Source organism: Microbacterium sp. 5K110 (assembly GCF_005774735.1).
Classification (GTDB): domain Bacteria; phylum Actinomycetota; class Actinomycetes; order Actinomycetales; family Microbacteriaceae; genus Microbacterium.
On record NZ_VBUM01000067.1, the window covers coordinates 1 to 20,710 of the forward strand.

Annotated in this window: 22 protein-coding genes; 8 read left to right on the forward strand and 14 right to left on the reverse strand. The window is 71.3% G+C overall.

Annotated elements, in window-relative coordinates; all coding sequences use genetic code 11:
* Positions 1-165 precede the first annotated feature (165 nt).
* A complete protein-coding gene (locus FE256_RS13485; protein ID WP_138176462.1) occupies positions 166-654 on the reverse strand; it encodes a DUF1990 domain-containing protein in 489 nt (162 codons plus the stop codon).
* A 122-nt stretch (positions 655-776) separates the two neighbouring features.
* Between FE256_RS13485 and FE256_RS13490 the strand changes: the two genes are divergently transcribed.
* From FE256_RS13490 to FE256_RS13500, 3 genes are read left to right on the forward strand one after another with little or no spacing between them, the layout of a single operon-like run.
* Positions 777-1,985 (forward strand): molybdopterin molybdotransferase MoeA, encoded by a 1,209-nt coding sequence (locus FE256_RS13490; protein ID WP_138176464.1) that lies wholly within the window; start codon positions 777-779, stop codon positions 1,983-1,985.
* On the forward strand, positions 1,982-2,566 hold the full coding sequence (mobA, locus tag FE256_RS13495; RefSeq protein WP_171024340.1) for a molybdenum cofactor guanylyltransferase: 585 nt from the start codon (positions 1,982-1,984) through the stop codon (positions 2,564-2,566). Before FE256_RS13490 ends, mobA begins: the two co-directional genes overlap by 4 nt.
* On the forward strand, positions 2,563-2,838 hold the full coding sequence (locus FE256_RS13500; RefSeq protein WP_138176468.1) for a DUF6457 domain-containing protein: 276 nt from the start codon (positions 2,563-2,565) through the stop codon (positions 2,836-2,838). The genes mobA and FE256_RS13500 overlap by 4 nt, the downstream gene beginning before the upstream one ends.
* Before the next feature lie 59 nt (positions 2,839-2,897).
* On the opposite strand, the gene FE256_RS13505 is transcribed toward FE256_RS13500, so the two are convergent.
* Positions 2,898-3,272 carry a hypothetical protein gene (locus FE256_RS13505; RefSeq protein ID WP_138176470.1) on the reverse strand — a complete coding sequence of 125 codons (375 nt, stop codon included), beginning with the start codon at positions 3,270-3,272 and terminating at the stop codon, positions 2,898-2,900.
* A gap of 78 nt (positions 3,273-3,350) precedes the next feature.
* On the opposite strand from FE256_RS13505, the gene FE256_RS13510 reads away from it, so the two are divergent.
* On the forward strand, positions 3,351-4,097 hold the full coding sequence (locus FE256_RS13510; RefSeq protein ID WP_138176472.1) for a DUF429 domain-containing protein: 747 nt from the start codon (positions 3,351-3,353) through the stop codon (positions 4,095-4,097).
* 49 nt (positions 4,098-4,146) lie between these two features.
* Here FE256_RS13510 and FE256_RS13515 read toward each other — a convergent pair whose 3' ends face one another.
* Positions 4,147-4,899 carry an SDR family NAD(P)-dependent oxidoreductase gene (locus FE256_RS13515; RefSeq protein ID WP_138176474.1) on the reverse strand — a complete coding sequence of 251 codons (753 nt, stop codon included), beginning with the start codon at positions 4,897-4,899 and terminating at the stop codon, positions 4,147-4,149.
* 154 nt (positions 4,900-5,053) lie between these two features.
* Positions 5,054-6,076, reverse strand: coding sequence for an Abi family protein (locus FE256_RS13520; protein ID WP_138176476.1), 1,023 nt, complete (start codon positions 6,074-6,076; stop codon positions 5,054-5,056).
* A gap of 204 nt (positions 6,077-6,280) precedes the next feature.
* On the opposite strand from FE256_RS13520, the gene FE256_RS13525 reads away from it, so the two are divergent.
* Together FE256_RS13525 and FE256_RS13530 are read left to right on the forward strand one after the other, a co-directional pair.
* Positions 6,281-6,664: an ArsR/SmtB family transcription factor gene (locus tag FE256_RS13525; RefSeq protein WP_138176478.1), complete on the forward strand. Its 384-nt coding sequence runs from the start codon at positions 6,281-6,283 to the stop codon at positions 6,662-6,664.
* 18 nt (positions 6,665-6,682) lie between these two features.
* The gene (locus tag FE256_RS13530; RefSeq protein WP_138176480.1) at positions 6,683-7,660 is read left to right on the forward strand and encodes an SRPBCC family protein; all 978 of its coding nucleotides are present in this window, start codon (positions 6,683-6,685) and stop codon (positions 7,658-7,660) included.
* A 50-nt stretch (positions 7,661-7,710) separates the two neighbouring features.
* On the opposite strand, the gene fdhA is transcribed toward FE256_RS13530, so the two are convergent.
* From fdhA to FE256_RS13550, 4 genes are all read right to left on the reverse strand, one after another.
* Positions 7,711-8,928 carry a formaldehyde dehydrogenase, glutathione-independent gene (gene fdhA, locus FE256_RS13535; RefSeq protein ID WP_138176482.1) on the reverse strand — a complete coding sequence of 406 codons (1,218 nt, stop codon included), beginning with the start codon at positions 8,926-8,928 and terminating at the stop codon, positions 7,711-7,713.
* Positions 8,929-9,180: 252 nt separating this feature from the next.
* The gene (locus FE256_RS13540; protein ID WP_138176484.1) at positions 9,181-9,624 is read right to left on the reverse strand and encodes an iron chaperone; all 444 of its coding nucleotides are present in this window, start codon (positions 9,622-9,624) and stop codon (positions 9,181-9,183) included.
* 235 nt (positions 9,625-9,859) lie between these two features.
* Positions 9,860-10,315 carry a Fe-S cluster assembly sulfur transfer protein SufU gene (sufU, locus tag FE256_RS13545; RefSeq protein WP_138176486.1) on the reverse strand — a complete coding sequence of 152 codons (456 nt, stop codon included), beginning with the start codon at positions 10,313-10,315 and terminating at the stop codon, positions 9,860-9,862.
* Entirely contained in the window at positions 10,312-11,553 is a 1,242-nt protein-coding gene (locus FE256_RS13550) for an aminotransferase class V-fold PLP-dependent enzyme (protein ID WP_138176488.1), read from the reverse strand. The genes sufU and FE256_RS13550 overlap by 4 nt, the downstream gene beginning before the upstream one ends.
* Positions 11,554-11,665: 112 nt before the next feature.
* Here FE256_RS13550 and FE256_RS13555 point away from each other — a divergent pair, with 112 nt between their 5' ends.
* Positions 11,666-12,097, forward strand: coding sequence for a chemotaxis protein CheY (locus tag FE256_RS13555; RefSeq protein ID WP_138176490.1), 432 nt, complete (start codon positions 11,666-11,668; stop codon positions 12,095-12,097).
* A complete protein-coding gene (locus FE256_RS13560; RefSeq protein ID WP_138176492.1) occupies positions 12,094-12,405 on the forward strand; it encodes a winged helix-turn-helix domain-containing protein in 312 nt (103 codons plus the stop codon). The genes FE256_RS13555 and FE256_RS13560 overlap by 4 nt, the downstream gene beginning before the upstream one ends.
* Before the next feature lie 417 nt (positions 12,406-12,822).
* Here the strand turns inward: FE256_RS13560 and FE256_RS13565 are convergent, their stop codons facing one another.
* The 6 genes from FE256_RS13565 to kdpF form a co-directional block, all read right to left on the reverse strand.
* Entirely contained in the window at positions 12,823-13,494 is a 672-nt protein-coding gene (locus FE256_RS13565; protein WP_138176494.1) for a response regulator, read from the reverse strand.
* Positions 13,494-16,094 (reverse strand): DUF4118 domain-containing protein, encoded by a 2,601-nt coding sequence (locus FE256_RS13570; protein ID WP_138176496.1) that lies wholly within the window; start codon positions 16,092-16,094, stop codon positions 13,494-13,496. The genes FE256_RS13565 and FE256_RS13570 overlap by 1 nt, the downstream gene beginning before the upstream one ends.
* Before the next feature lie 92 nt (positions 16,095-16,186).
* Positions 16,187-16,771 (reverse strand): potassium-transporting ATPase subunit KdpC, encoded by a 585-nt coding sequence (gene kdpC, locus FE256_RS13575; RefSeq protein WP_138176498.1) that lies wholly within the window; start codon positions 16,769-16,771, stop codon positions 16,187-16,189.
* A gap of 11 nt (positions 16,772-16,782) precedes the next feature.
* Positions 16,783-18,939, reverse strand: coding sequence for a potassium-transporting ATPase subunit KdpB (kdpB, locus tag FE256_RS13580; RefSeq protein ID WP_138176500.1), 2,157 nt, complete (start codon positions 18,937-18,939; stop codon positions 16,783-16,785).
* Entirely contained in the window at positions 18,939-20,624 is a 1,686-nt protein-coding gene (gene kdpA / locus FE256_RS13585; RefSeq protein WP_138176502.1) for a potassium-transporting ATPase subunit KdpA, read from the reverse strand. The genes kdpB and kdpA overlap by 1 nt, the downstream gene beginning before the upstream one ends.
* Before the next feature lies 1 nt (position 20,625).
* Complete coding sequence (gene kdpF, locus FE256_RS13590) at positions 20,626-20,706, reverse strand: K(+)-transporting ATPase subunit F (protein ID WP_138176504.1); 81 nt, start codon at positions 20,704-20,706, stop codon at positions 20,626-20,628.
* Positions 20,707-20,710: the final 4 nt, after the last annotated feature.

The following is a 20,710-nucleotide window of genomic DNA, read 5'->3' on the forward strand; positions in this document are numbered from 1 at the left end:
TGCCGGAGTTGTGCGCGGTGCGGCTTGCCCGCGGTGGCGCGGGCCGGGTCGTCCGTTCGGGGCGTCGGCCGGCGGGCACAACTCCTGCGGAGCCGGCTCGGGGTGGGGCTGAGGGGGGCCTGGTATCCGGATTGCCGGAGTTGTGCGGTACTCGTCCCGGGACGCTCAGCGCGTCGGGGAGTCGAGCGTCCGCAGGTAGCGCGCCGTCATGCGCTTCTGCACGAGGCGGTTGAGCGGTCCGGCCAGGCGCGTGAACCAGCGTCCGGGCCGTGAGAACGCCGTGATCGTGAAGGTCACCTCGCCCGATGGGGCCAGGTTGAGCGCGAAGCGCTCCTCGCCGCACTCGGGGTGCCCGGGCAACGAGCCGTACGCGAAGCCCGCGTGATCGTCGTCGCGTTCCGCCCACACCACCAGACACGGGATGCCGAAGGCCCCCAGCCGCATGTCGAACCGGGTTCCGTCGCGCAACGGGGACTCCGACAGGCGCACGGTCGCGCCGGCGCGGCGCTGCACGCCCCCGGACAGCAGCGCGTCGGCAGCCCGCGCGAACACCGCGCGGCCGTGCCCGATCACCCGCTCGGCGCGGACGTGGTGGTACCCGGCGGGCAGCGGACCCGCCGTCGCCCCGATCTCGGCGTAGGTCAGGTCGGTCATGCACGACACGGTACGTGGGCCGGGTGGCAGCGCCGAGACCCGGGTGTGCGGACACGCCGGATGCCACGACCCGCCGCCTACGCTGAAAGCATGCCTCTCGACATCCGCGCGGTCGGAGCGCCGTGATCGAGGTCTCCGCGCACCTCGCCGCGATCCTGGCGGCCGTGGAGCCCCTCGACCCCGAGGAGCTCCCCCTCGACCGTGCGCGGGGCCGGGTGCTGCGGCATCCGGTGATCGCCGCGGTCGACGTGCCGGGCTTCGACAACTCGGCGATGGACGGCTTCGCGGTGCGGTTCGACGACGTCGCCACGGCGCCCGCTGAGCTGCGGGTGGTCGCCGACCTCCCGGCGGGGACCGGGGCGGATCCGCGCCTGGGTCCGGGTGAGGCCGTGCGGATCATGACGGGCGCCCCCGTGCCGACGGATGCCACGGCGATCGTGCCCTTCGAAGACACCCGCGACGGGCTGGCCGAGTCGCTGTCGTCGACCGTGGTGCTCCGTGCCCCGCGCGGCCCCGGCGCGCACGTGCGCCGTCGCGGGTCGGACACGCGGGCCGGGCAGACGGTCGTCGCCGCGGGGCTGCGGCTCACCGCCGCGCGGATTGCCGCGATCGCGGCATCCGGGGTCCCGTCGGTGCGGGTGGCGCGGGCGCCGCGCGTGGCCGTGGTGTCGACGGGGTCGGAGCTGATCGCGCCGGGCGAGTTGCTGCGGTACGGGCAGATCCCCGAGTCCAACAGCCTGCTGCTCGCCGGCCTCGCCGAAGAGGCGGGGGCCGACGTGGTGCTGCGCGCGAGCATCGGCGACGACGGTGACGGCCCGCGCCGGATGATCGCCGAGGCCGAGCGGCTCGGGGCCGACGTCGTGGTGTTCTCGGGCGGGGTGAGCGCGGGAGCGTACGAGGTGGTGAAGAACACCCTCGGCGACCTGCTGACGTTCACGCAGGTGCGCATGCAGCCGGCGCGGCCGCAAGGTTTCGGGCGGACTCCAGCGGGAACGCTCGTGTTCGGCCTCCCCGGCAACCCCGTGAGCGCGGCGGTGTCGTTCGAGGTGTTCGTGCGGCCGGCGCTGCACGCGCTCGAGGGCGACGCCGACCTCGGCCGCCCGACCGTGCGGGTGGCGCTCGCCGAGGGCTGGCGCGTGCGCCCCGACCGTGTGCAGTACGTGCCCGTGCGCCTCGACCGCACCGACCCCGCGCGGTGGCGGGCGGTGCCGCCCACCCCGGGCGCCCGCGGATCGACGCGGGGGCTGGGGGATGCCACGGCCTACGCCGTGATCCCACCGGGCGAGCTCGACCTGGAGCCGGGCGACACCGTCGAGGTGCTGCTGCTGTGAGCGTCGAGGCGATCCTCCTCGCCGGAGGCCGCGGTTCCCGGGTGGACGGGGCCGCGAAGCCGTTGTTCCGTGTCGGCGGGACGACGCTGCTCGCGGCCGCGATCGCCGCCGCGCGGGCCGGCGGGGCGGAGCGGATCGTCGTCGCCGCGCCCGTGCTCGACCCCGCGCTCGACGTCGAGTGGGTGCGCGAGGATCCGCCCTTCGGCGGACCGGTCGCGGCGGTCGTCGCCGCTCTCGCGACTGTCCGCGCCGACGAGGTGCTGCTGCTCGCATGCGACCTCGTCTCCCCGGCCGGAGCGCTCGCCGCGCTCCCCCCGATCGCCCCCGAGTCCGACGGCGTGTGCCTGGGCTCCGACGGCCGACCGCAGTGGCTCACGGGCCGGTACCGCACCGCGGCGCTGCGGTGCGTGGCATCCGGGCTCGAGAACGGGGGGCGGGATGCCGCGATGCGGACGCTCCTCGGAGGGTTGCGGATCGCGCTCGTCGATGCGCCTGCGGAGGTGTCGCGCGACATCGACACGTGGGACGATCTGACGGCGGCCGGGGGATCGGCCGCGTGTGAGCCCGAGGAGGAACCGTGACCGAATCCCGCACCCTGCCGCCCGAGGCGCTCGAGGACTGGAGCGCCGCGCTCGCCGAGCGGTTCGGTCTAGCCGAGGGGGACATCCCCGTCGCGCTGATCCTCGACCTCGCCCGCGACGTCGCGAACGGCGTCGCCCGCCCCGCCGCTCCGCTCAGCGCCTTCGTCGCGGGGCTCGTCGCCGGCCGCGTGGGCGGGACCCCCGCCGACACCGAGGCCGCGGTAGCCGCGGTCGTGGAGATGGCGCGGGGCTGGGAGACGAACGGGCGCTGAGCCGGGGGTGCGGCGGGGGCGTTGTGCCGGGCTCCGGAGATGCGGGGCTCGGGTGCGCGTCAGTTCAAGAAGACCGCGGTGCTGAACAGCCCGATCGACAGTGACAGCAGGAAGGCCGCGACACCCGCGATGAATCCGGCCGCGGCGAGCTCCCGCGCCATCCGCGCGTTCAGACTCAGGATGCCGGTCACGAACGACACCAGGGCCAGGGCCCAGATGCCCAGCTGGATCCACAGCAGCTGATCGAACTCGGCGACGGCGCTCACCGACACCAGGAAGATGTGCCACGCCACCACGATCGCGCCCGTGACGACGGCGATGATCGAGACCGCGCGCAAGTCGCCCCGCGGGGATGGGGGAGCGGGTGGTTCGGGCCGCGGCGGGACGCTCTCGCCCGGCTCGAGCGAGTCGGGGAGGTCGTCTTCCGTGGGCATGGGTCGATCCTGACAGGTTCTCGTCCTCGATGGGGAGGGTGGCGCCGCGGTGTCGGTGCCCCCGCGTACTCTGCCGGGATGAGAACGATCGGCGTCGACCTCGCCGCCGGGGTACCAGGGACGGCGCTCGCCGAGATCGAGTGGGCGCCCGGCAGAGCCCGGCTCGTGCGGCTGCAGGTCGGTGTCGACGACGTCGACATCGTGGCATCCGTGGGCGCGGACGGCTGGCTGGGACTGGACTGTCCGCTGGGGTGGCCCGACGCGTTCGTCGACTTCGTCGGGGCGCATCACCTCGGCGAGCAGCCGCACCTCGGCGAGGTCGACGGCGGCGCCGACTGGCGACGCGGGCTCGTCTACCGCCGCACTGACGTCGTCGTGCGCGACCGCATCGGGCGGTGGCCGCTCAGCGTCTCGACCGACCGGCTCGGGGTGACCGCGCTGCGCGGCGCGGGCCTGATGCGCCGTCTCACGGCGTCGGGATTCCCCGTGGGCCGCGCGGCCGAGGGTCGGCTGTTCGAGGTCTACCCCGGCGGCGCGCTGCGGATCTGGGGTTTCGACACGATGAAGTACCGAGTGGATGCCACTCGCCGGGCGACCCTGCTCGACACGCTGCAGCAGCGGGCGCCGTGGCTCGACGTGGGTGCGTTCGCGCCGGTCGCGGTGTCGTCGGGGGATGCGTTCGACGCGCTGATCGCAGCGCTCGCGACCCGTGCGGGAGCGCTGGGGAGGTTCGCGCGGCCGGCTGCCGTCGACCTCGAGATCGCGCGACGCGAGGGGTGGGTGGTGCTGCCGGACGGGACGCTCGAGGAGTCGGTCGCACCCTGATCATGCCGCGGCGACCGGGACGCTGGCCCCGCCGCCGCGGCATCCGGGATCAGGCGGCGGTGTAGCCGCCGTCGACGAGGTGGTAGCTGCCGGTGATGAAGCTCGCGGCGTCGCTGGCGAGGAACGCGATGAGCTGGGCGACCTCGTCAGGCTTGCCGAGGCGGCCGATCGGATGCTTGCTCACGAGGAACGCCTTGGTGTCGTCGTCGAGTGCGCTGAGGAGCGGCGTGTCGATGAAGCCGGGGCCGACGGAGTTCACACGCACACCGTGCGCCGAGTACTCCAGCGCCGCCGTCTTCGTCATGCCGACCACGGCGTGCTTCGCGGCGACGTACGCGGGCGACGTGGCGAAGCCGACGCTGCCGAGGATCGACGCGATGTTGACGACGGAGCCGCCGCCGTTCGCGAGGATCGAGGGGATCTGCGCCTTCATGTTGCGGAACACCGCGTTGAGGTTGATCGCGATGACCTTGTCCCAGGCCTCTTCCGTGTACTCCGCGGTGGGGGCGGCGGCGCCGCCGATCCCGGCGTTGTTGACGCCGATACGCAGGGGCGCGAGGGTGTTGGCGAGCTCGACCGACGACGCGATCCACGCGCTGTCGGTCGCGTCGCCGACCGAGGCCTCGGCCGTACCGCCGGCCGCGCGGATCTCGTCGACGACGGCGTTCGCGTTGTCGGCGTCGAGGTCGTTCACGACCACGGCGGCGCCGTTGTGGGCCAGGAGCAGGGCGGTCGAGCGGCCGATTCCGCTGCCGCCTCCGGTGACGATCGCCGAGCGGTTCGAGACGTCGTACTGAGCCATGGATGGGCTTCTTCCCGGGCGGGCACGGTGCCGGGAGATCTTCTCGGACGGTCCGTCCTCTGCTTCGAGCCTACGCCCGCGAGAGGGATGTGGATGCGGGTGAATGGATTTCGGACGGGGTGCACCAACGAGACCCGCCTGCCTCGCACGCCATCTAGGCGGAGGGTCTCCACAGCTCCAACGTCTCCCACTCCAGAGGGAACCCCATGTTCCTCTGATGCGAGACCAAGGGCGTTCCGTCCGGGCCGCGGAGCTCGAAGTTGAGCTTCTTCGCCTGTGTCCGAAACGTCAGATGCCAGTTCGTGCCCGCGACGTGCGATCGCAACATGAATGCGAGCGCCGAAGCATAGATGTAGACGCGTTGTTGGGGCTTGGGAGAGATCGTGAACGCGTCCCCCACGACGTGATCGAGCAACGTGCCACGAGTCTCGTGCTTCTTCAATGAGAGCGGGCGCTTGAAGGCGCGGTTGAAGATGCGAGAGCCGTGTGCGCACGCGTTCCGCAGATCTACCATCATTCGGAGTACGGCCCCGAAGGGGCGCGGATGCTCGAAGCCGAAGCAGCGCGCGACTTCGCGAGCATCCTCGGTCTTCATCAGCTCGAAGAGGAACGGCAGCTTTCCGAAACTCAGGGCCTCCGTGAGAGCCCAGATAGGAACCGGCTGGTTTGGGTACTTGAGGAGATGGTGAGCGATGAAGTCTTCGTCCTCCGCTGCGGCCTCGATGGCTTCAGCGCAGGTCTTCATCCAGGCATCGAACTTCGTCCCCGTCTTCGTAGGTTGGCGGCACATCCGTTCATCGAGGAAGTCGATGCGCGTGTGCGCCGCGACATCCCGTGACGCCAGGGTGTGCGCGATGGCCGCGCGCACCCTCACCTCGAAGTCGAGAAGCCCCTCCAGGCACACTCGCGCGAGCTTTGCGTCGAAGGCCTCCAGCTGGAGGACGTGATCGAACGTGGCGCCGGCGACGTACTGGTCGGAGCGGAACTGGCGCAGGCGGGGATTGATTGCGGCGGGAGGGAGGAGCTCCCGCAGTACGTACCGGTACGCCCCGGAACGGAAGTATCCGACGCGTGTCAGGAACTGGATCGCTTCCTCAGGGTCGGGTATCGCGAGCCCGCGCTGCTCGAGTTGCCGCAGCAACTCTTCGCGCTCCTTGAACTCCTTCGTGTACTCCACGGATCAACGTATACAGCACAAAGAAAATCGCCCCCTTGAGCCGAGGCTCAGAGGGGGGCGATGTCTGATGACCAAAATCTAGCACAGTGGCCCGACACTGGGCTGGGAGGCTTCGCAGGTCGAGGATCGCACTGCGGTGACGCCCGAACGTCCGGCGTGACCACCATTGTCAGCTGTACGCCTTCGGTGCTAACGTCCAACCAAATGGTTGAACAAGTCACCCCCGCCGACACCGACATCGACCGCGTCTTCCACGCGCTCGCCGATGCGACACGGCGCGACATCGTCCGGCGCACGCTCGTCGCCGAGCAATCGGTGTCCGCGCTCGCCGCGGGCTACGCGATGTCGTTCGCCGCGGTCTCCAAGCACATCGGGGTGCTCGTCGAGGCGCGGCTGGTGACCAAGCGCGCCGAGGGGCGAGAGCGGCTCGTGCGCGCCGACCCCGCCGCTATCGCGCGGGTACAGCTGCTCCTCCGCTCCTACGAAGACCTCTGGCGCGGACGCATCGATCGCCTCGACGCGCTCCTCGCTGAAGACCCGGATGCCACGGCATCCGGCATCCACCCTCCGACCACGACCGAGAACTGAAAGACGAAGGAGTCCCTCATGCCCGTCACGTCCGTCGACACCGACACCGAGTCGCTCACCATGACCCTCGTCGCCGACTTCCCGGTCGGCCCCGAGCGGCTGTGGGCGGTGTTCACCGACCCGCGGCAGCTCGAGCGGGTGTGGGGCCCTCCCGGGTGGCCGTCGACCTTCGACCAGTTCGACTTCGCCCCCGGCGGGCGCGCGAAATACCGCATGACGTCGCCGACCGGCGAGAGCGCGAACGGCACCTGGGAATTCCTCTCGATCGATCCGCCACGCGGATACGAGGTCATCGATTCGTTCGCCGATGACGACGGCGAACCGCTCGAGACGATGCCGGCGATGCACATGGCGCTGACGTTCGAAGCGACGCCCGAGGGCTCGCGTCTCACGAGCGTGTCGCGCTTCGCCTCGGCCGAGGCGCTCGAGCAGGTCGTGGCGATGGGCGTCGTCGAGGGATCCACTCTCGCGATGAACCAGCTCGACATCGTGCTGCAGGACCTCCGCGCCTACGCGCAGGGCAAGGGCACGCAGCTCGAGGTGCTCAGCGACCAGCACGTGCGCATCACGCGCCTCATCGACGGGCCGCGCGACCTGGTGTGGCGCGCGCACACCGACCCCGACCTCATGCGGCAGTGGCTGCTCGGGCCGGACGGGTGGCGGATGACCGAGTGCGAGATCGGCGACACCGCGGGCGCGACCTACCGCACGGCATGGGCGCCCGAGCCCGGCACCGAGGGCGAGGCGTTCGGCTTCGACGGCGAGGTCCTCCTCATCGACGCGCCTCGACGCGTGGTGCAGACCGAGCACATGACCGGCACCGACTTCCCGTCCACGACGAACGACCTGTTCCTCTACGAAGAGGACGGCGCCACCCTGCTGACACTGCTGATCGAGTACCCGGATGCCGCGACCCGCGACATGGTTCTCGCCACGGGCATGATCGACGGTATGGAGACCAGCTACCAGCGCCTGGAGGGCATGCTCGTCGGCTGAACGCCGAAGGCGGCGGGCCGGACGATCCGGCCCGCCGCCCCCGTTCCCACTCAGGTGCGGATGTAGCCGTTCGGGTTCAGCACGTACTTGCGGGGCGCGCCCTTGTCGAAGTCGGCGTAGCCCTGCGGAGCCTCGTCGAGACTGATCGGCGTCGCATTGACGGCCTTCGCGATCTGCACCTTGTCGTGCAGGATCGCCATCATCAGCTGCCGGTTGTACTTCATCACCGGGCACTGCCCCGTCGTGAACGACAGCGACTTGGCCCAGCCGAGACCCAATCGCAGCGACAGCGAACCGACCTTGGCCGCCTCGTCGACACCGCCCGGGTCGCCCGTGACGTACAGACCCGGGATGCCGAGGGCGCCACCGGCCGCCGTCACCTGGAACAGTGAGTTCAGCACCGTCGCGGGGGCTTCGTGTCCGGCGTCGGCCCCGTGGCCGCGTGCCTCGAAGCCGACCGCGTCGACCGCGGCATCCACTTCGGGAACCCCGAGGATCTGCTCGATCTGCTCTCCCGGATCGCCCTTCGACACGTCGACGCTCTCGAATCCGAGGGAGCGCACCTGCGCGAGGCGCTCGGGGTTGAGGTCGCCGACCAGCACCGCGGCCGCGCCCAGCAGCTGCGCGCCGACCGCCGCGGCGATACCCACCGGACCCGCGCCCGCGATGTACACCGTGGATCCCGGGCGGACGCCCGCGGTGTACGCGCCGTGGAAGCCGGTCGGGAAGATGTCGGAGAGCATCGTCAGGTCGAGGATCTTCTCCAGCGCCTGCTCGCGGTCGGGGAACACCAGCAGGTTCCAGTCCGCGTACGGCACGAGCACGTACTCGGCCTGACCGCCGACCCAGCCGCCCATGTCGACGTACCCGTAGGCGCTGCCGGGGCGGTCGGGGTTCACGTTGAGGCAGATGCCGGTCTTGCCCTCCTTGCAGTTGCGGCAGCGGCCGCACGCGATGTTGAACGGCACCGAGACGATGTCGCCGACCTTGACGAACTCGACGTCGGGTCCGACCTCGACGACCTCGCCGGTGATCTCGTGGCCCAGCACGAGGCCGGCCGGGGCAGTGGTGCGACCGCGCACCATGTGCTGGTCGGATCCGCAGATGTTCGTCGACACCGTGCGCAGGATCGCTCCGTGCGGCACCTTGCGGCCGACGTTGGCCGGGTTGACCCCGGGCCCGTCCTTCAGCTCGAACTCCGGATAGTCGGTGTCGATGACCTCGACGACCCCGGGCTCCTTGTACGCGACTGCTCTGTTCCCTGACATCTTCGTCCTCTCCAGCCGGTCGCCCGACCGATCGTGTCGTGCAGGCAGGATCCGTAGACCCTCCGACGCGGCGGCGATCTCGCGATCACGACGTCGTGACGGATGTCTTCACCCAAACCCCGGGCGCACGGCCGCGTCAATGCGTGTCGCGGTCGGCGCCGCAGTTGAGAAACGTTCTCTCGCGAGGGGGCGCGTCGTATGGCGGGGAGACTCCGGATGCCAGGGCCCACGGCCGTGGCATCCCTCCGCTGGTCAGGTGGTGGGGGCGGCCCGCCGCACGAGGACGCGGATCGCGTCTTCGACCTCGGGCGTGACCTCGAGCACCGCGTAGGACACCGGCCACATCGGGCCGTCGTCGAGTTGCGCGGTCTCGTCGAAGCTCACCGTTCCGTAGCGGGTCTTGAACTTCGACGCCGGCTGGAAGAACACCACGACCTTGCCGTCCTTCGCGTACGCGGGGAATCCGTAGAAGGTCTTCGGGTTCAGGTGCGGTGCCTCCTCGAGCACGATGACGTGCACGCGCTCCGCGATGGCCCGGTCGTCGCCCTCGAGCTTCTCGATCGCCTCGAGGCAGGCGTCGTTCTCCTTCGCGAGCTTCGCCGCGCCCTTGAGGCCCTTCATGGCCCTGAGCTCTTCGGCGCGCTGCTTCATCGCCGCGCGTTCTTCGTCGCTGAATCCCGCTCCGCCTGCCGCCATGGCATCCGTCCTTCCGAAGGTCTGGGGGTCTGGGGGCAGGATAGCGCCGCTGTCGGCGCTGACACAGGGCCATGCGCGAGGGCGTGGGTCAGTGCGCGTTCGCTCAGGGATGTGCGCAAAGTCAGTAGCGATGGGGTGGATGCCACTGAGGTTGTGCGGATCGCTGAGGTTGTGCCACGCCGGGCTGGGTCGGTGCCTGCGCGGCGCCCCGGCGCGGCGACGGGGCGCAGCGCCCTCAGGCCTGGCGCAGCCCCTCTTCGAGCGCGACCCACGCCAGCATCGCGCACTTCACTCGTGCGGTGTACTTCGAGACGCCCGAGAGCGCGGCGGCGTCGGCGAACGTCTCCTCGTCGAGGGGGATCTTTCCGCGAGAGCGCAGTGCCTCGCGGAACTTCCCGATCAACGCCTCGGCGTCGGCCTTCGGCATCCCGTCGTCGCCGCCGTCTTCGCGGAGAAGGGCGACGAGCATGGATGCCGAAGCCTGGGAGATCGAGCAGCCCGCACCCTCCCAGCTGACGGATGCCACGCGGTCGCCGTCGACGTCGACCCGCAGCGTGATCTCGTCGCCGCAGACCGGGTTGCGCTGGTGCACGGTGGCGCTGTGCGCGCCGGGGTCGACGAGGCCGAAGCCGCGGCGGTTCTTGGAGTGGTCGAGGATCAACTCCTGATACAGCGACTCGAGCCCGCTCATGCGCTCACCCCGAAGAAGCCGCGGATGCCCGACACGGCGTCGAGGAACGTGTCGACCTCGGCTTCGGTCGTGTGGATGGCCGCGCTCGCACGGACGGATGCCGTCATGCCGAAACGCCGGTGCAGCGGTTGCGCGCAGTGGTGCCCGACCCGGACGGCGACCCCGCGGGCATCGAGGAACTGACCCGCATCGTGCGCGTGCACCCCCTCGACCTCGAACGCCTGGAGGGCGACGCGGTCGGCGGCATCCGTGTCTCCGAGCAGACGGATGCCGTCGATCGACCGCAGCCCTTCGCGCAGGCGCCGCTCGAGTGCGGCCTCGTGCGCGTGGGCGGCGTCGAGGTCGAGGCCGCCGAGCCAACGCACGGCCGCGGCGAGAGCCACGGCCTGCGACACCGGCTGCGTGCCGGGCTCGAAGCGCTGGGGCGGCGGGAGGTACTCGGCCCGGTCGAGCGTGACGGTCGTGATCATCGAGCCGCCGGTGGTGAACGGCGGGAGGTCGGACAGCACTTCGTCGCGGCCCCAGAGCCCGCCGATCGCGTACGGCCCGAAGATCTTGTGCCCCGAGAACACGGCCAGATCGACCCCGAGGGCCGGAAGGTCGAGCGACAGGTGCGGCGCCGACTGGCAGGCGTCGAGCACCGTGAGCGCGCCGACGCTGCGGGCCAGGGCGACGAGCTCGGCGACCGGGTTCACGATGCCGAGCACGTTCGAGACGTGCGGGAAGGCGACGACCTTCGTTCGCTCGCCGACGAGGTCGGCCGCGGCGGTCATGTCGAGGGTGCCGTCGTCGTGGACGGGGATGTGGCGCAGGCGAGCGCCGGTCCGGGCGGCGAGCTCCTGCCACGGGATGAGGTTCGCGTGGTGCTCGGCCTCGGTCACGACGATCTCGTCGCCCGCGCGGAGGCGGCCCGCGTACCCGAGCGAGCCCGCGACGAGGTTGAGGCCGGCGGTGGCACCGCTCGTCCAGACGAGCTGCTCCGGCTCGCCGCCGACGAAGCCCGCGACGGTGGCGCGGGCGTCCTCGAACAGCTCCGTCGCCTCGGCCGCGAGGAAGTGCGCGCCGCGGTGCACGGCGGCGTTCGCGTGCTCGAGGAAATCGCGCTCGGCGTCGAGCACCGCACGCGGCTTCTGGCTCGTGGCGGCCGAGTCGAGGTAGACGAGGGGCCGGCCGTCGACCTCGGTGCCGAGGATCGGAAACTCGGCCCGCACGGCGGCCACGTCGAAGGGGAGGGTCACCCCTCCAGGCTACGTCGCGTGGGGCGGGTGGGTGCCGCGCCGTCGGAATAGAAGAAAGTACTTGCCGAAAGTGAAAGTAGTTGCCAGAGTATGCTCAACGAAAGGATCCGCCATGGACCACACGCCCGCGATGGCCCCGTCCGAAGCCCGACTGCTGCTCGACCGCGCCGACCGCCTCAGCCACGCCGCGCACAACGCAACGCGGTGGCCGTACATCAGCTTCATCCTCGCGCTCGGGGTGGCGACCTCGATGGGCACCTTCGCGATGGCCGTCGCGACCGGAGACGCTTTCGGCCTCGCCTATGTGAGCCTGCTGGCCGTGGTGTTCGCCCTCATCATCTTCTTCGTCGTCAGCATCCAGGGCCGCGCCGCCTTCGCCCGCGGCCGCCGCTGGACGGGCTACATCGCGAGCTGGTTCGTCTCGTACGCTCTCGCCCTGGCTGTCGTCATCTGGGCGCACGGCAACGTGCTGCTCGCGGCGCTGGCCTCGGGCCTCGTGCTCGTCGTCTCCCTGAGCTGCGCGGCACGCGAGGCTCGGTCGTGACCACGTCGACTCCGCATCCCCGGCACCGGCTCGACGAGCTGCTGCAGAACCCCGTCCGGTTCTCCATCGTCGCGGCTCTCGACCGGGCGACCACGCTGAGCTTCAAAGAGGTCCGGGATGCCGTCGAGGTCACCGACTCGGCGCTGAGCAAGCAGGTCTCGACCCTCGAGGCCGCCGGCTACCTCGCCGTGGGGAAGTCCTTCGCGGGCAAGTTGCCCCGCACCTCGCTCACCCTGACGAAGGAGGGGCGAGCGGCGTGGAGGAGTCATCTCGACACGCTTCGCGAGATCGCGGGGACGTCGATCTGAGCCGTGGGATCCTCCGACACCCCGCTTCCCCGACTTCTCACGGACACGTCGGTGAGGCGCGGTGTCGCGAGTGAAGAGTGAGACTGACAAACCCGCTGCAGCATGACGCCCTGTTGTCGGGCGGATGCAGTCTCGCGGGTCGTGGCACCGCCTCGGGCGCCCCGGCGGCCGCGGGCGCTGAGGGGCCGAGGGTCGCGGAGGCGCGGCCCAAACTCCTGAGTTTCTGTGCCTTCGGCGCCTCACGGCCGCGCGGAGAACCGCGAGGGCGCGTTTTCTCAGGAGTCCGGCCCCGGCCTGGACTCGGCCGGCGACCCCGGTCCCGGCCGCGCGTCGGACACCCACCGACCTGGCCCGGGCCGCGCGTCGGACACCCATCGACCCGGCCCCGGCCGCGGGTCCCGCCGCGCCGCCCGCGGGCTACAGCACCAGCCGATACCCCATCCCCTGCTCGGTCAGCAGGTGCGTGGGCGCGGACGGCTCGGCCTCGAGCTTCTTGCGCAGCTGCGACATGTACAGCCGCAGGTACCCGGAGTCGGCGACCTGCTCGCTGGCCCAGATCTCCTTCAGCAGCGTCTGGCGGGTGACGAGCGAGCCGGGGTTGCGGGCGAGGAACTCCAGCATCCGCCACTCGGTCGGCGTGAGGTGCACGCGGGCGCCGGCGCGTGTCACGGCCTTGGCGGCGAGGTCGACCTCGACGTCGCCGAACCGCACGACCGACTCGCCGCTCGACGGCACCGAACGCCGCGCGTGCACCCGCAGCCGCGCGAGCAGCTCGTCGATCTGGAACGGTTTGGTGACGTAATCGTCGGCCCCGGCGTCCAGCGCTTCGACTTTGTCGGCCGAGCCCGTGCGCCCGGACACCACGATGATCGGTGCGGTCGTCCAGCCGCGCAGCGCCTGGATCACCTGCACGCCGTCGAGGTGCGGCATCCCGAGGTCGAGCAGCACGATGTCGGGGTGAGCCTGTGCGGCGAGCGTGATCGCCGCGGCGCCGTCGGCGGCGGCCACGACGTCGTATCCGTGGGCGGCAAGGGTGATGCGCAGCGCCCGCACGAGCTGCGGGTCGTCGTCGGCGATGAGGACCTTCATCACGTCTCCGTCCGGGGAAGGGATGCCGGGTCTGCGTCAGCGCGGTCGGACGCGGCACCGCGGCCGCTCCGGTCGGCACCGGATGCCGCGGCCCCGACGCCGCGCGGGGCCGGAGGCGCCTCGGCGACCGGCAGCGCCACGACCATCGTCAACCCGCCGCCCGGGGTCTCCTCGGGGGTGAGGGTGCCGCCCATGCCCTCGGTGAATCCGCGCGAGAGGGCGAGGCCGAGGCCCAGGCCGACGGTGTTGTCGGTGTCGCCGAGGCGTTGGAACGGGGCGAACATGTCGCTCTGCCGCTCTGGGGCGACGCCGGGGCCGTGGTCAACGACGCGGATCTCGGCGACGCCGCCCAGTCGGCTCGTGGCCACGCGGGCGCGCCGACCGTCGGGGGTGAAGCGGACGGCGTTGCTCAGTACGTTCACGAGCACGCGCTGCAGCAGCACGGGGTCGGCGCGAAGAGCGGGAAGGTCGGGGTCGAGGGCGAGTTCGACGTCGTCGGGGCCGAGGCCCAGCTCGTCGAGGGCCGCGATCACCACGTCGGCCGCATCGACCGCCGTCAGCGACACGGCGAGCACTCCCGCCTGCACGCGGCTGACGTCCAGCAGGTCGGTGACGAGGACCGACAGGGTCGCAAGGCTCTCGTCGGCGGTCTCGAGCAGTTCGCGGCGGTCGTCGTCGGAGAGGTGGTCGCCGGCCGCGCGCAGGCCGCCCAGCGCCGCCACCGCCGCGGCGAGGGGGCGCCGCAGATCGTGGCTCACCGCGGACAGCAGGGCGCTGCGCACCTGATCGGTCGCGGCGAGCACCCCCGCTTCGGCGGCGGTCTCGGCCAGGTCGGTGCGCTCGAGAGCGGCGGCGAGCTGCGCGACGACGACGTCGAGCAGCCGACGTTCGGCGGCATCCAGGTCTCGACCGTGCAGCTCGAGGCGCGCACGTCCGTCGCCCACGGCGAGATCGGTGCGGCGTCCGTCGCGCACGGGCTCGCCGTCGGTGGCGAGCACCGAGCCATCGGATGCCACGAGCCGCACCCCCGACAGGCCGAACGCTTCACGGGCGCGGCTGACGAGCGCCGGCACCGCGCTCTCGCCCCGCAGGACGCTGCCCGACACCGTGGCGAGCAGCTCGGCTTCGGCGGCGGCACGGCGAGCGGCCCGGGCGCGGCGCGCGGCCTGGTCGACGACGAGGCTGACGAGGACCGCGATGATGACGTACAGCACGAGCGAGAGCGCGTGGTCGGGGTCGGCGATCGTGATCGTGTAGAGCGGTTCGATGAAGAGGAAATCGAGGGTGAGGCCCGACAGCACCGCTGCCGAGACCGCCGGCCAGATCCCGCCGATGAGCGCGACCACGACGACGAGCAGTTGGTACGCCAGCACGTCGGTGGTGATGGAGTCCTCGGTGCCGGTGGCGATGAGCAGCCACGACAGGAGGGGGCCGCCGGCCAGGGCCGTGACGAAACCGAGCACGCGGCGCTTGGCGCTCAGCGCCGGGCCGGTGAGGCGCGGGAGGGTGAAGCGGCCGCCGGCGCGGGCGTGGTTGACGATGTGCACGTCGATGTCACCGGAGAGACGGATGACGGTCGCGCCGATGCCGGGCCCGGTGAGGGCTGCTCCGAGCCGCCCGCGGCGGCTCACGCCGATCACGAGCTGCGAGGCGTTGACCGAGCGCGCGAAGTCGACCAGGGCGGCGGCGACGTCGTCGCCCACGACCTGGTGGTACGTGCCGCCGAGCGACTCGACGAGCGCGCGCTGGGCGGCGAGGGCGCCGGGTTCTTCGGCGCGCAGGCCGTCCTGCGTGGACACGTGCACCGCGAGCAGTTCACCGCCCGCGGACCGTGCGGCGATGCGCGCGCCGCGGCGCAGCAGCGTCTCTCCCTCGGCACCGCCGGTGAGGGCGACGACCACCCGCTCGCGCGCCTGCCACGACCCCTCGATGCCCTGCTCGACGCGGTAGCGCTGCAGCGCGGAGTCGACTTCGTCGGCGAGCCACAGCAGCGCGAGCTCGCGCAGCGCCGTGAGGTTGCCGAGCCGGAAGTAGTTCGACAGGGCCGCGTCGATGCGCTCGGCCGGGTAGACGAAGCCGGATGCCAACCGGTCGCGCAGTGACTGCGGCGCGAGGTCGACGACCTCGATCTGGTCGGCGGCGCGCACGATGGCATCCGGGACCGTCTCGCGCTGCACGACACCGGTGATCTTCTCGACAACGTCACCGAGCGAGGCGATGTGCTGCACGTTGACGGTGGTGATGACGTCGATGCCGGCGTCCAGGAGCGCCTCGACGTCCTGCCACCGTTTCCCGTGCGTCGAGCCGGGGGCGTTGGTGTGCGCGAGCTCGTCGACGAGCGCGAGATCCGGATGCCGCGAGAGCACGGCATCCAGGTCCATCTCGTCGAGGTCGACGCCCCGGTGGGCCACCGCGCGCCGGGGCACCGCTTCGAGACCCTCGGCTTGCGCCGCGGTCGCCGCGCGGCCGTGGGTCTCGACGATCGCGATGACGACGTCGCGACCCTCGGCCGCGAGGCGGCGCCCCTCTTCGAGCATTTCGTACGTCTTGCCCACGCCGGGCGCTGCCCCGAGCAGAACGCGCAGGTGACCGCGTTTCACGCGGCGCTCCCGGGGGCCGACGCGCGCCACCGCCGCCGCGCACGGGGCGCGACGGCGGGACGGAGCGAACGCATGTCAGCGATTCTCGCGCGTCATCGGGCGTCCAGTGCGCGATTGAGCTCGAGCACGTTGACGCGCGGCTCCCCGAGGAACCCGAGATCCCGGCCCCGAGTGCTCTCGGCGACGAGGGCCTCGACGTCGGCGACCGGGATGCCGCGGGCCTCGGCGACGCGCGCGACCTGGCGCTCGGCGTTGTCGACGGAGATATGGGGGTCCAGGCCCGAGCCCGAGGAGGTGACCGCGTCGGCCGGGATCACGCCCGCACCGTTCAACGCCTCGAACGCGGAGCGGTTCTCCGAGATCGCGGCGGTGAGATCGGTGTTCTCGGGGCCGAGGTTCGATCCGGTCGAGGCGGCGGCATCCCACGACGCCGCCGAGGGCCGCGACTGGAAGTACTGCGGGAGCGCCTGGCCGTCGGCATCCTGGAACGACTGCCCGATCAACGTCGAGCCGATGACCGCGCCGTCGGCCGAGCGGACGAGCGACCCGTTCGCCTGGGCGGGGAGGGCGAGCTGGCCGATCCCGGTGATCAGGAGCATGTAGCCGACGCCGAGGACGGCGGTGAAGACGAGCATCGCGCGGACGGCGACGCCGGCGGTACGCAGGGTGGTGCGCATGGCAGGGCCTTTCAGAATCCCGGGAGCAGGCTCACGACGAGGTCGATGAGCTTGATGCCGATGAAGGGGACGAGGATGCCGCCGAGCCCGTACACGAGCAGGTTGCGGCTGAGGATGTGCGAGGCGCTCGCGGCGCGGTACTTCACGCCGCGCAGGGCGAGCGGGATGAGCACGATGATGACGATCGCGTTGAAGATGATGGCGCTGAGCACCGCCGAAGCGGGCGACGACAGCTGCATCACGTTCAGCACGCCGAGCCCGGGGAAGACGCCCATGAACATCGCCGGGATGATCGCGAAGTACTTCGCGATGTCGTTGGCGAGGGAGAACGTCGTCAGGGCGCCGCGCGTGATGAGCAGCTGCTTGCCGATGCGCACGATGTCGATGAGCTTGGTCGGGTCGCTGTCGAGGTCGACCATGTTGCCGGCCTCCTTCGCGGCCGACGTGCCGGTGTTCATCGCGACGCCCACATCGGCCTGCGCCAGCGCGGGAGCGTCGTTGGTGCCGTCGCCGGTCATCGCGACGAGGTTGCCGCCCTCCTGCTCGCGGCGGATGAGCGCGAGCTTGTCCTCGGGCGTGGCCTCGGCGAGGTAGTCGTCGACGCCGGCCTCGGCGGCGATCGCCTTCGCCGTGAGCGGGTTGTCGCCCGTGATCATCACGGTGCGGATGCCCATGGCCCGCAGCTCGCCGAACCGCTCGCGCAGACCGTCTTTGACGACGTCCTTCAGGTGGATGACGCCGAGCACGCGCCCGCGGCCGTGCGAAACTCCTGAAGAATCGGGGGAGACGGTCGCAACCACCAGCGGAGTTCCGCCGGACTCGGCGATCGCGTCCGCAATTCTCAGGAGTTCGGCACGGGTGACGTCGGGCACAGCCGCCTCGAGGCCGTCCAACCAGGTCAGAACGGCCGACGCCGCTCCTTTTCGCACCATCTCGCCGCTGTGCAGGTCCACCCCCGACATGCGGGTCTGCGCCGTGAAGGGCACGGGCTCGGCGCCCCGGGGCATCTCGGCGACGACCCCCTGCGCGGCGGCGAGCTCGACGACCGAGACGCCCTCGGGGGTGGGGTCGGCCTGCGACGACAGCGAGGCGTACTCGGCGAGCTCGGGGGAGCCGACGCCCGGCAGCGCGACGAACGCCGACGCCCGGCGGTTGCCGTACGTGATGGTTCCGGTCTTGTCGAGCAGCAGCGTCGTGACGTCGCCCGCTGCCTCGACGGCGCGGCCCGACATCGCCAGGACGTTCCGCTGCACGAGGCGGTCCATACCCGCGATGCCGATCGCGCTGAGGAGAGCACCGATCGTCGTGGGGATGAGGCAGACGAGGAGCGCCACGAGCACCGGGATCGACACCGGAGCGGCGGCGTACGACGCGATCGGGTTCAGCACCAACACGACCACGACGAACACGATCGACAGGCTCGCCAGCAGGATGTTCAGCGCGATCTCGTTCGGCGTGCGCTGCCGCGACGCGCCCTCGACGAGCGCGATCATGCGGTCGACGAACGTCTCGCCCGGCTTCGAGGTGATCCGCACGACGATGCGGTCGCTCAGCACCCGCGTGCCGCCGGTGACGGCGCTGCGGTCGCCGCCGGACTCGCGCACGACCGGGGCCGACTCGCCGGTGATCGCCGACTCGTCGACCGTGGCGATGCCGGCGACGATGTCGCCGTCGCCGGGGATCAACTGCCCCGCCTCGACGAGCACGACTTCGCCGACCCGCAGTTCGCCCGAGGGCACGTCCTCGACGGAGGCGGTGGATGCCAGCGGGTCTCCGGGGGAGTAGGCGACGACGCGACGGGCCGTCGTGGTCGTGCGGGTCTTGCGGAGCGTCGCGGCCTGCGCCTTGCCGCGACCCTCGGCGACCGACTCCGCGACGTTCGCGAAGAACACCGTGAGCCACAGCCAGACCGCGATGCCCCCCGTGAACCCGAACGGGAGCGACGCGTCGCCGCCGCCGAGGAACGGCTCGGTGAGCGCGATGAGGGTCGTGAGGGCCGCCCCCACCCACACGAGGAACATCACGGGGTTGCGCCACTGCGACGCGGGATTGAGCTTCTTCGCGGCTCCCGGGAGCGCGGCGATGATCTGCGCGGCGCTGAACGCGCGGCGCGGAGCGGCCGGAGTCGGGGCCGCGGCGGGAGCCGGGGCGTGGGTGAGCGTGGACATCAGCGCGTAAGTCCTTCGGCGAGGGGGCCCAGGGTGAGGACCGGGAAGTAGGTGAGGGCGGTGACGATGGCCGCCACGCCCGCGAGGAGGCCCGCGAACTGCGGGCGGTGCGTCGGCAGGGTGCCGACGGTGGCGGGAACGGCATCCTGGGCCGCGAGGGATCCCGCGAGGGCCAGCACGAACACGATCGGCAGGAACCGGCCGAGGAGCATCGCCACAGCCAGGGCCGTGTTGAACCACGGGGTGTTCGCGGTGAGCCCCGCGAACGCCGAACCGTTGTTGTTCGCCGCCGACGTGAAGGCGTAGAGCACCTCGCTCAGGCCGTGGACGCCCGGGTTGAGGATCGAGGTGGTCTCGACGTCGCTCCGGATGCCGGGGAGCGCGAAGCTCAGCGCGGTTCCGGCCAGCACGAGCGTCGGTGTGACGAGGATGTACAGGCTCGCGAGCTTGATCTCGCGCGGCCCGATCTTCTTGCCGAGGTACTCGGGCGTGCGGCCGATGAGCAGGCCGCCGACGAACACCGCGATCACGGCGAGGATCAGCATCCCGTACAGGCCCGAGCCGACGCCGCCCGGCGCGATCTCGCCGAGCATCATGTTGATCATCGGCATCCCACCGCCGAGCGCCGTGTAGCTGTCGTGCATCGAGTTGACCGCGCCGGTGGAGGTGAGGGTGCTCGTCGATCCGAACAGCGTCGAGCCGAAGATCCCGAACCGCACCTCTTTGCCCTCCATGGCGCCGCCCGCGAGCTGAGGAGCCGCCCCGGCACCGGCGAGCTCGGCCCACGTGAGAAGGGCCGTGGATGCCGCGAAGATCGCGGCCATGACGCCCAGGATCGTGTAGCCCTGACGGTCGTCGCCGACGATGCGGCCGAACGCCCGGGGGAGTGAGAACGGGATCACGAGCATCAGGAAGATCTCGAACAGGTTGGTCCACGGCGCGGGGTTCTCGAACGGGTGGGCCGAGTTCACGTTGAAGAACCCGCCGCCGTTGGTGCCGAGGAGCTTGATCGCCTCCTGGGATGCCACCGGGCCGCCGGGGATCGACTGGGCCGCGCCCGCGAGGGTCGTGGCATCCGTGAACCCGTTCAGGTTCTGGATCACGCCGCCCGCGAGCAGCACGACGGCCGCGACCACCGAGAACGGCAGCAGCAGGCGGGTCGTGCCGCGCACGAGATCGACCCAGAAGTTGCCGATGACGCCGCTCCGGCGGTACGCGAAACCGCGGACCAGCGCGACCGCGATCGCGACGCCGACGGCCGCGCTCACGAAGTTCTGGACGGTCAGCGCCGCGAACTGCACCGTGTAGCCGAGCGTCGTCTCGCCCGAGTACGACTGCCAGTTCGTGTTGGTGACGAACGACACCGCGGTGTTGAACGACAGCGCCTCGCCGGGGGCCTCGAGGCCCAGGGCGAAGGGCAGGAGCGGCTGCAGGCGCATGATCGCGTACACGAGCACGACACCCATCGCCGAGAACAGCAGCACCGATCGCAGGTACGCCTGCCAGGTCTGGGAGCTGCGGGCGTCGACTCCGATGAGGCGGTAGGTGCCGCGCTCGACGGCGAGGTCGCGCTCGCCGGTGTAGATGCGGGCGATGTAGTCGCCGAGGGGGCGGTAGGCCAGACCCAGGGCGACGATGAGCGTGAGGCTGGTCAGCACGATGGACCAGATCGTTCCGGCATCCATGTCAGAACTTCTCGGGGCGGACGAGGGCGACCACCAGGTAGACGACCGCGGCGATGGCGAGGACGGCGGCGAGGACGCTCATGCGG

What these genes read in the sequence shown, in the direction of transcription:
- FE256_RS13485 (WP_138176462.1), bottom strand. Translation starts at nt 654, where the DNA reads ATGACCGACCTGACCTACGCCGAGATCGGGGCGACGGCGGGTCCGCTG.
- FE256_RS13505 (WP_138176470.1), bottom strand. Translation starts at nt 3,272, where the DNA reads ATGCCCACGGAAGACGACCTCCCCGACTCGCTCGAGCCGGGCGAGAGC.
- FE256_RS13510 (WP_138176472.1), top strand. Translation starts at nt 3,351, where the DNA reads ATGAGAACGATCGGCGTCGACCTCGCCGCCGGGGTACCAGGGACGGCG.
- FE256_RS13515 (WP_138176474.1), bottom strand. Translation starts at nt 4,899, where the DNA reads ATGGCTCAGTACGACGTCTCGAACCGCTCGGCGATCGTCACCGGAGGC.
- FE256_RS13525 (WP_138176478.1), top strand. Translation starts at nt 6,281, where the DNA reads ATGGTTGAACAAGTCACCCCCGCCGACACCGACATCGACCGCGTCTTC.
- FE256_RS13530 (WP_138176480.1), top strand. Translation starts at nt 6,683, where the DNA reads ATGCCCGTCACGTCCGTCGACACCGACACCGAGTCGCTCACCATGACC.
- fdhA (WP_138176482.1), bottom strand. Translation starts at nt 8,928, where the DNA reads ATGTCAGGGAACAGAGCAGTCGCGTACAAGGAGCCCGGGGTCGTCGAG.
- FE256_RS13540 (WP_138176484.1), bottom strand. Translation starts at nt 9,624, where the DNA reads ATGGCGGCAGGCGGAGCGGGATTCAGCGACGAAGAACGCGCGGCGATG.
- sufU (WP_138176486.1), bottom strand. Translation starts at nt 10,315, where the DNA reads ATGAGCGGGCTCGAGTCGCTGTATCAGGAGTTGATCCTCGACCACTCC.
- FE256_RS13555 (WP_138176490.1), top strand. Translation starts at nt 11,666, where the DNA reads ATGGACCACACGCCCGCGATGGCCCCGTCCGAAGCCCGACTGCTGCTC.
- FE256_RS13565 (WP_138176494.1), bottom strand. Translation starts at nt 13,494, where the DNA reads ATGAAGGTCCTCATCGCCGACGACGACCCGCAGCTCGTGCGGGCGCTG.
- kdpC (WP_138176498.1), bottom strand. Translation starts at nt 16,771, where the DNA reads ATGCGCACCACCCTGCGTACCGCCGGCGTCGCCGTCCGCGCGATGCTC.
- kdpB (WP_138176500.1), bottom strand. Translation starts at nt 18,939, where the DNA reads ATGTCCACGCTCACCCACGCCCCGGCTCCCGCCGCGGCCCCGACTCCG.
- kdpA (WP_138176502.1), bottom strand. Translation starts at nt 20,624, where the DNA reads ATGGATGCCGGAACGATCTGGTCCATCGTGCTGACCAGCCTCACGCTC.
- kdpF (WP_138176504.1), bottom strand. Translation starts at nt 20,706, where the DNA reads ATGAGCGTCCTCGCCGCCGTCCTCGCCATCGCCGCGGTCGTCTACCTG.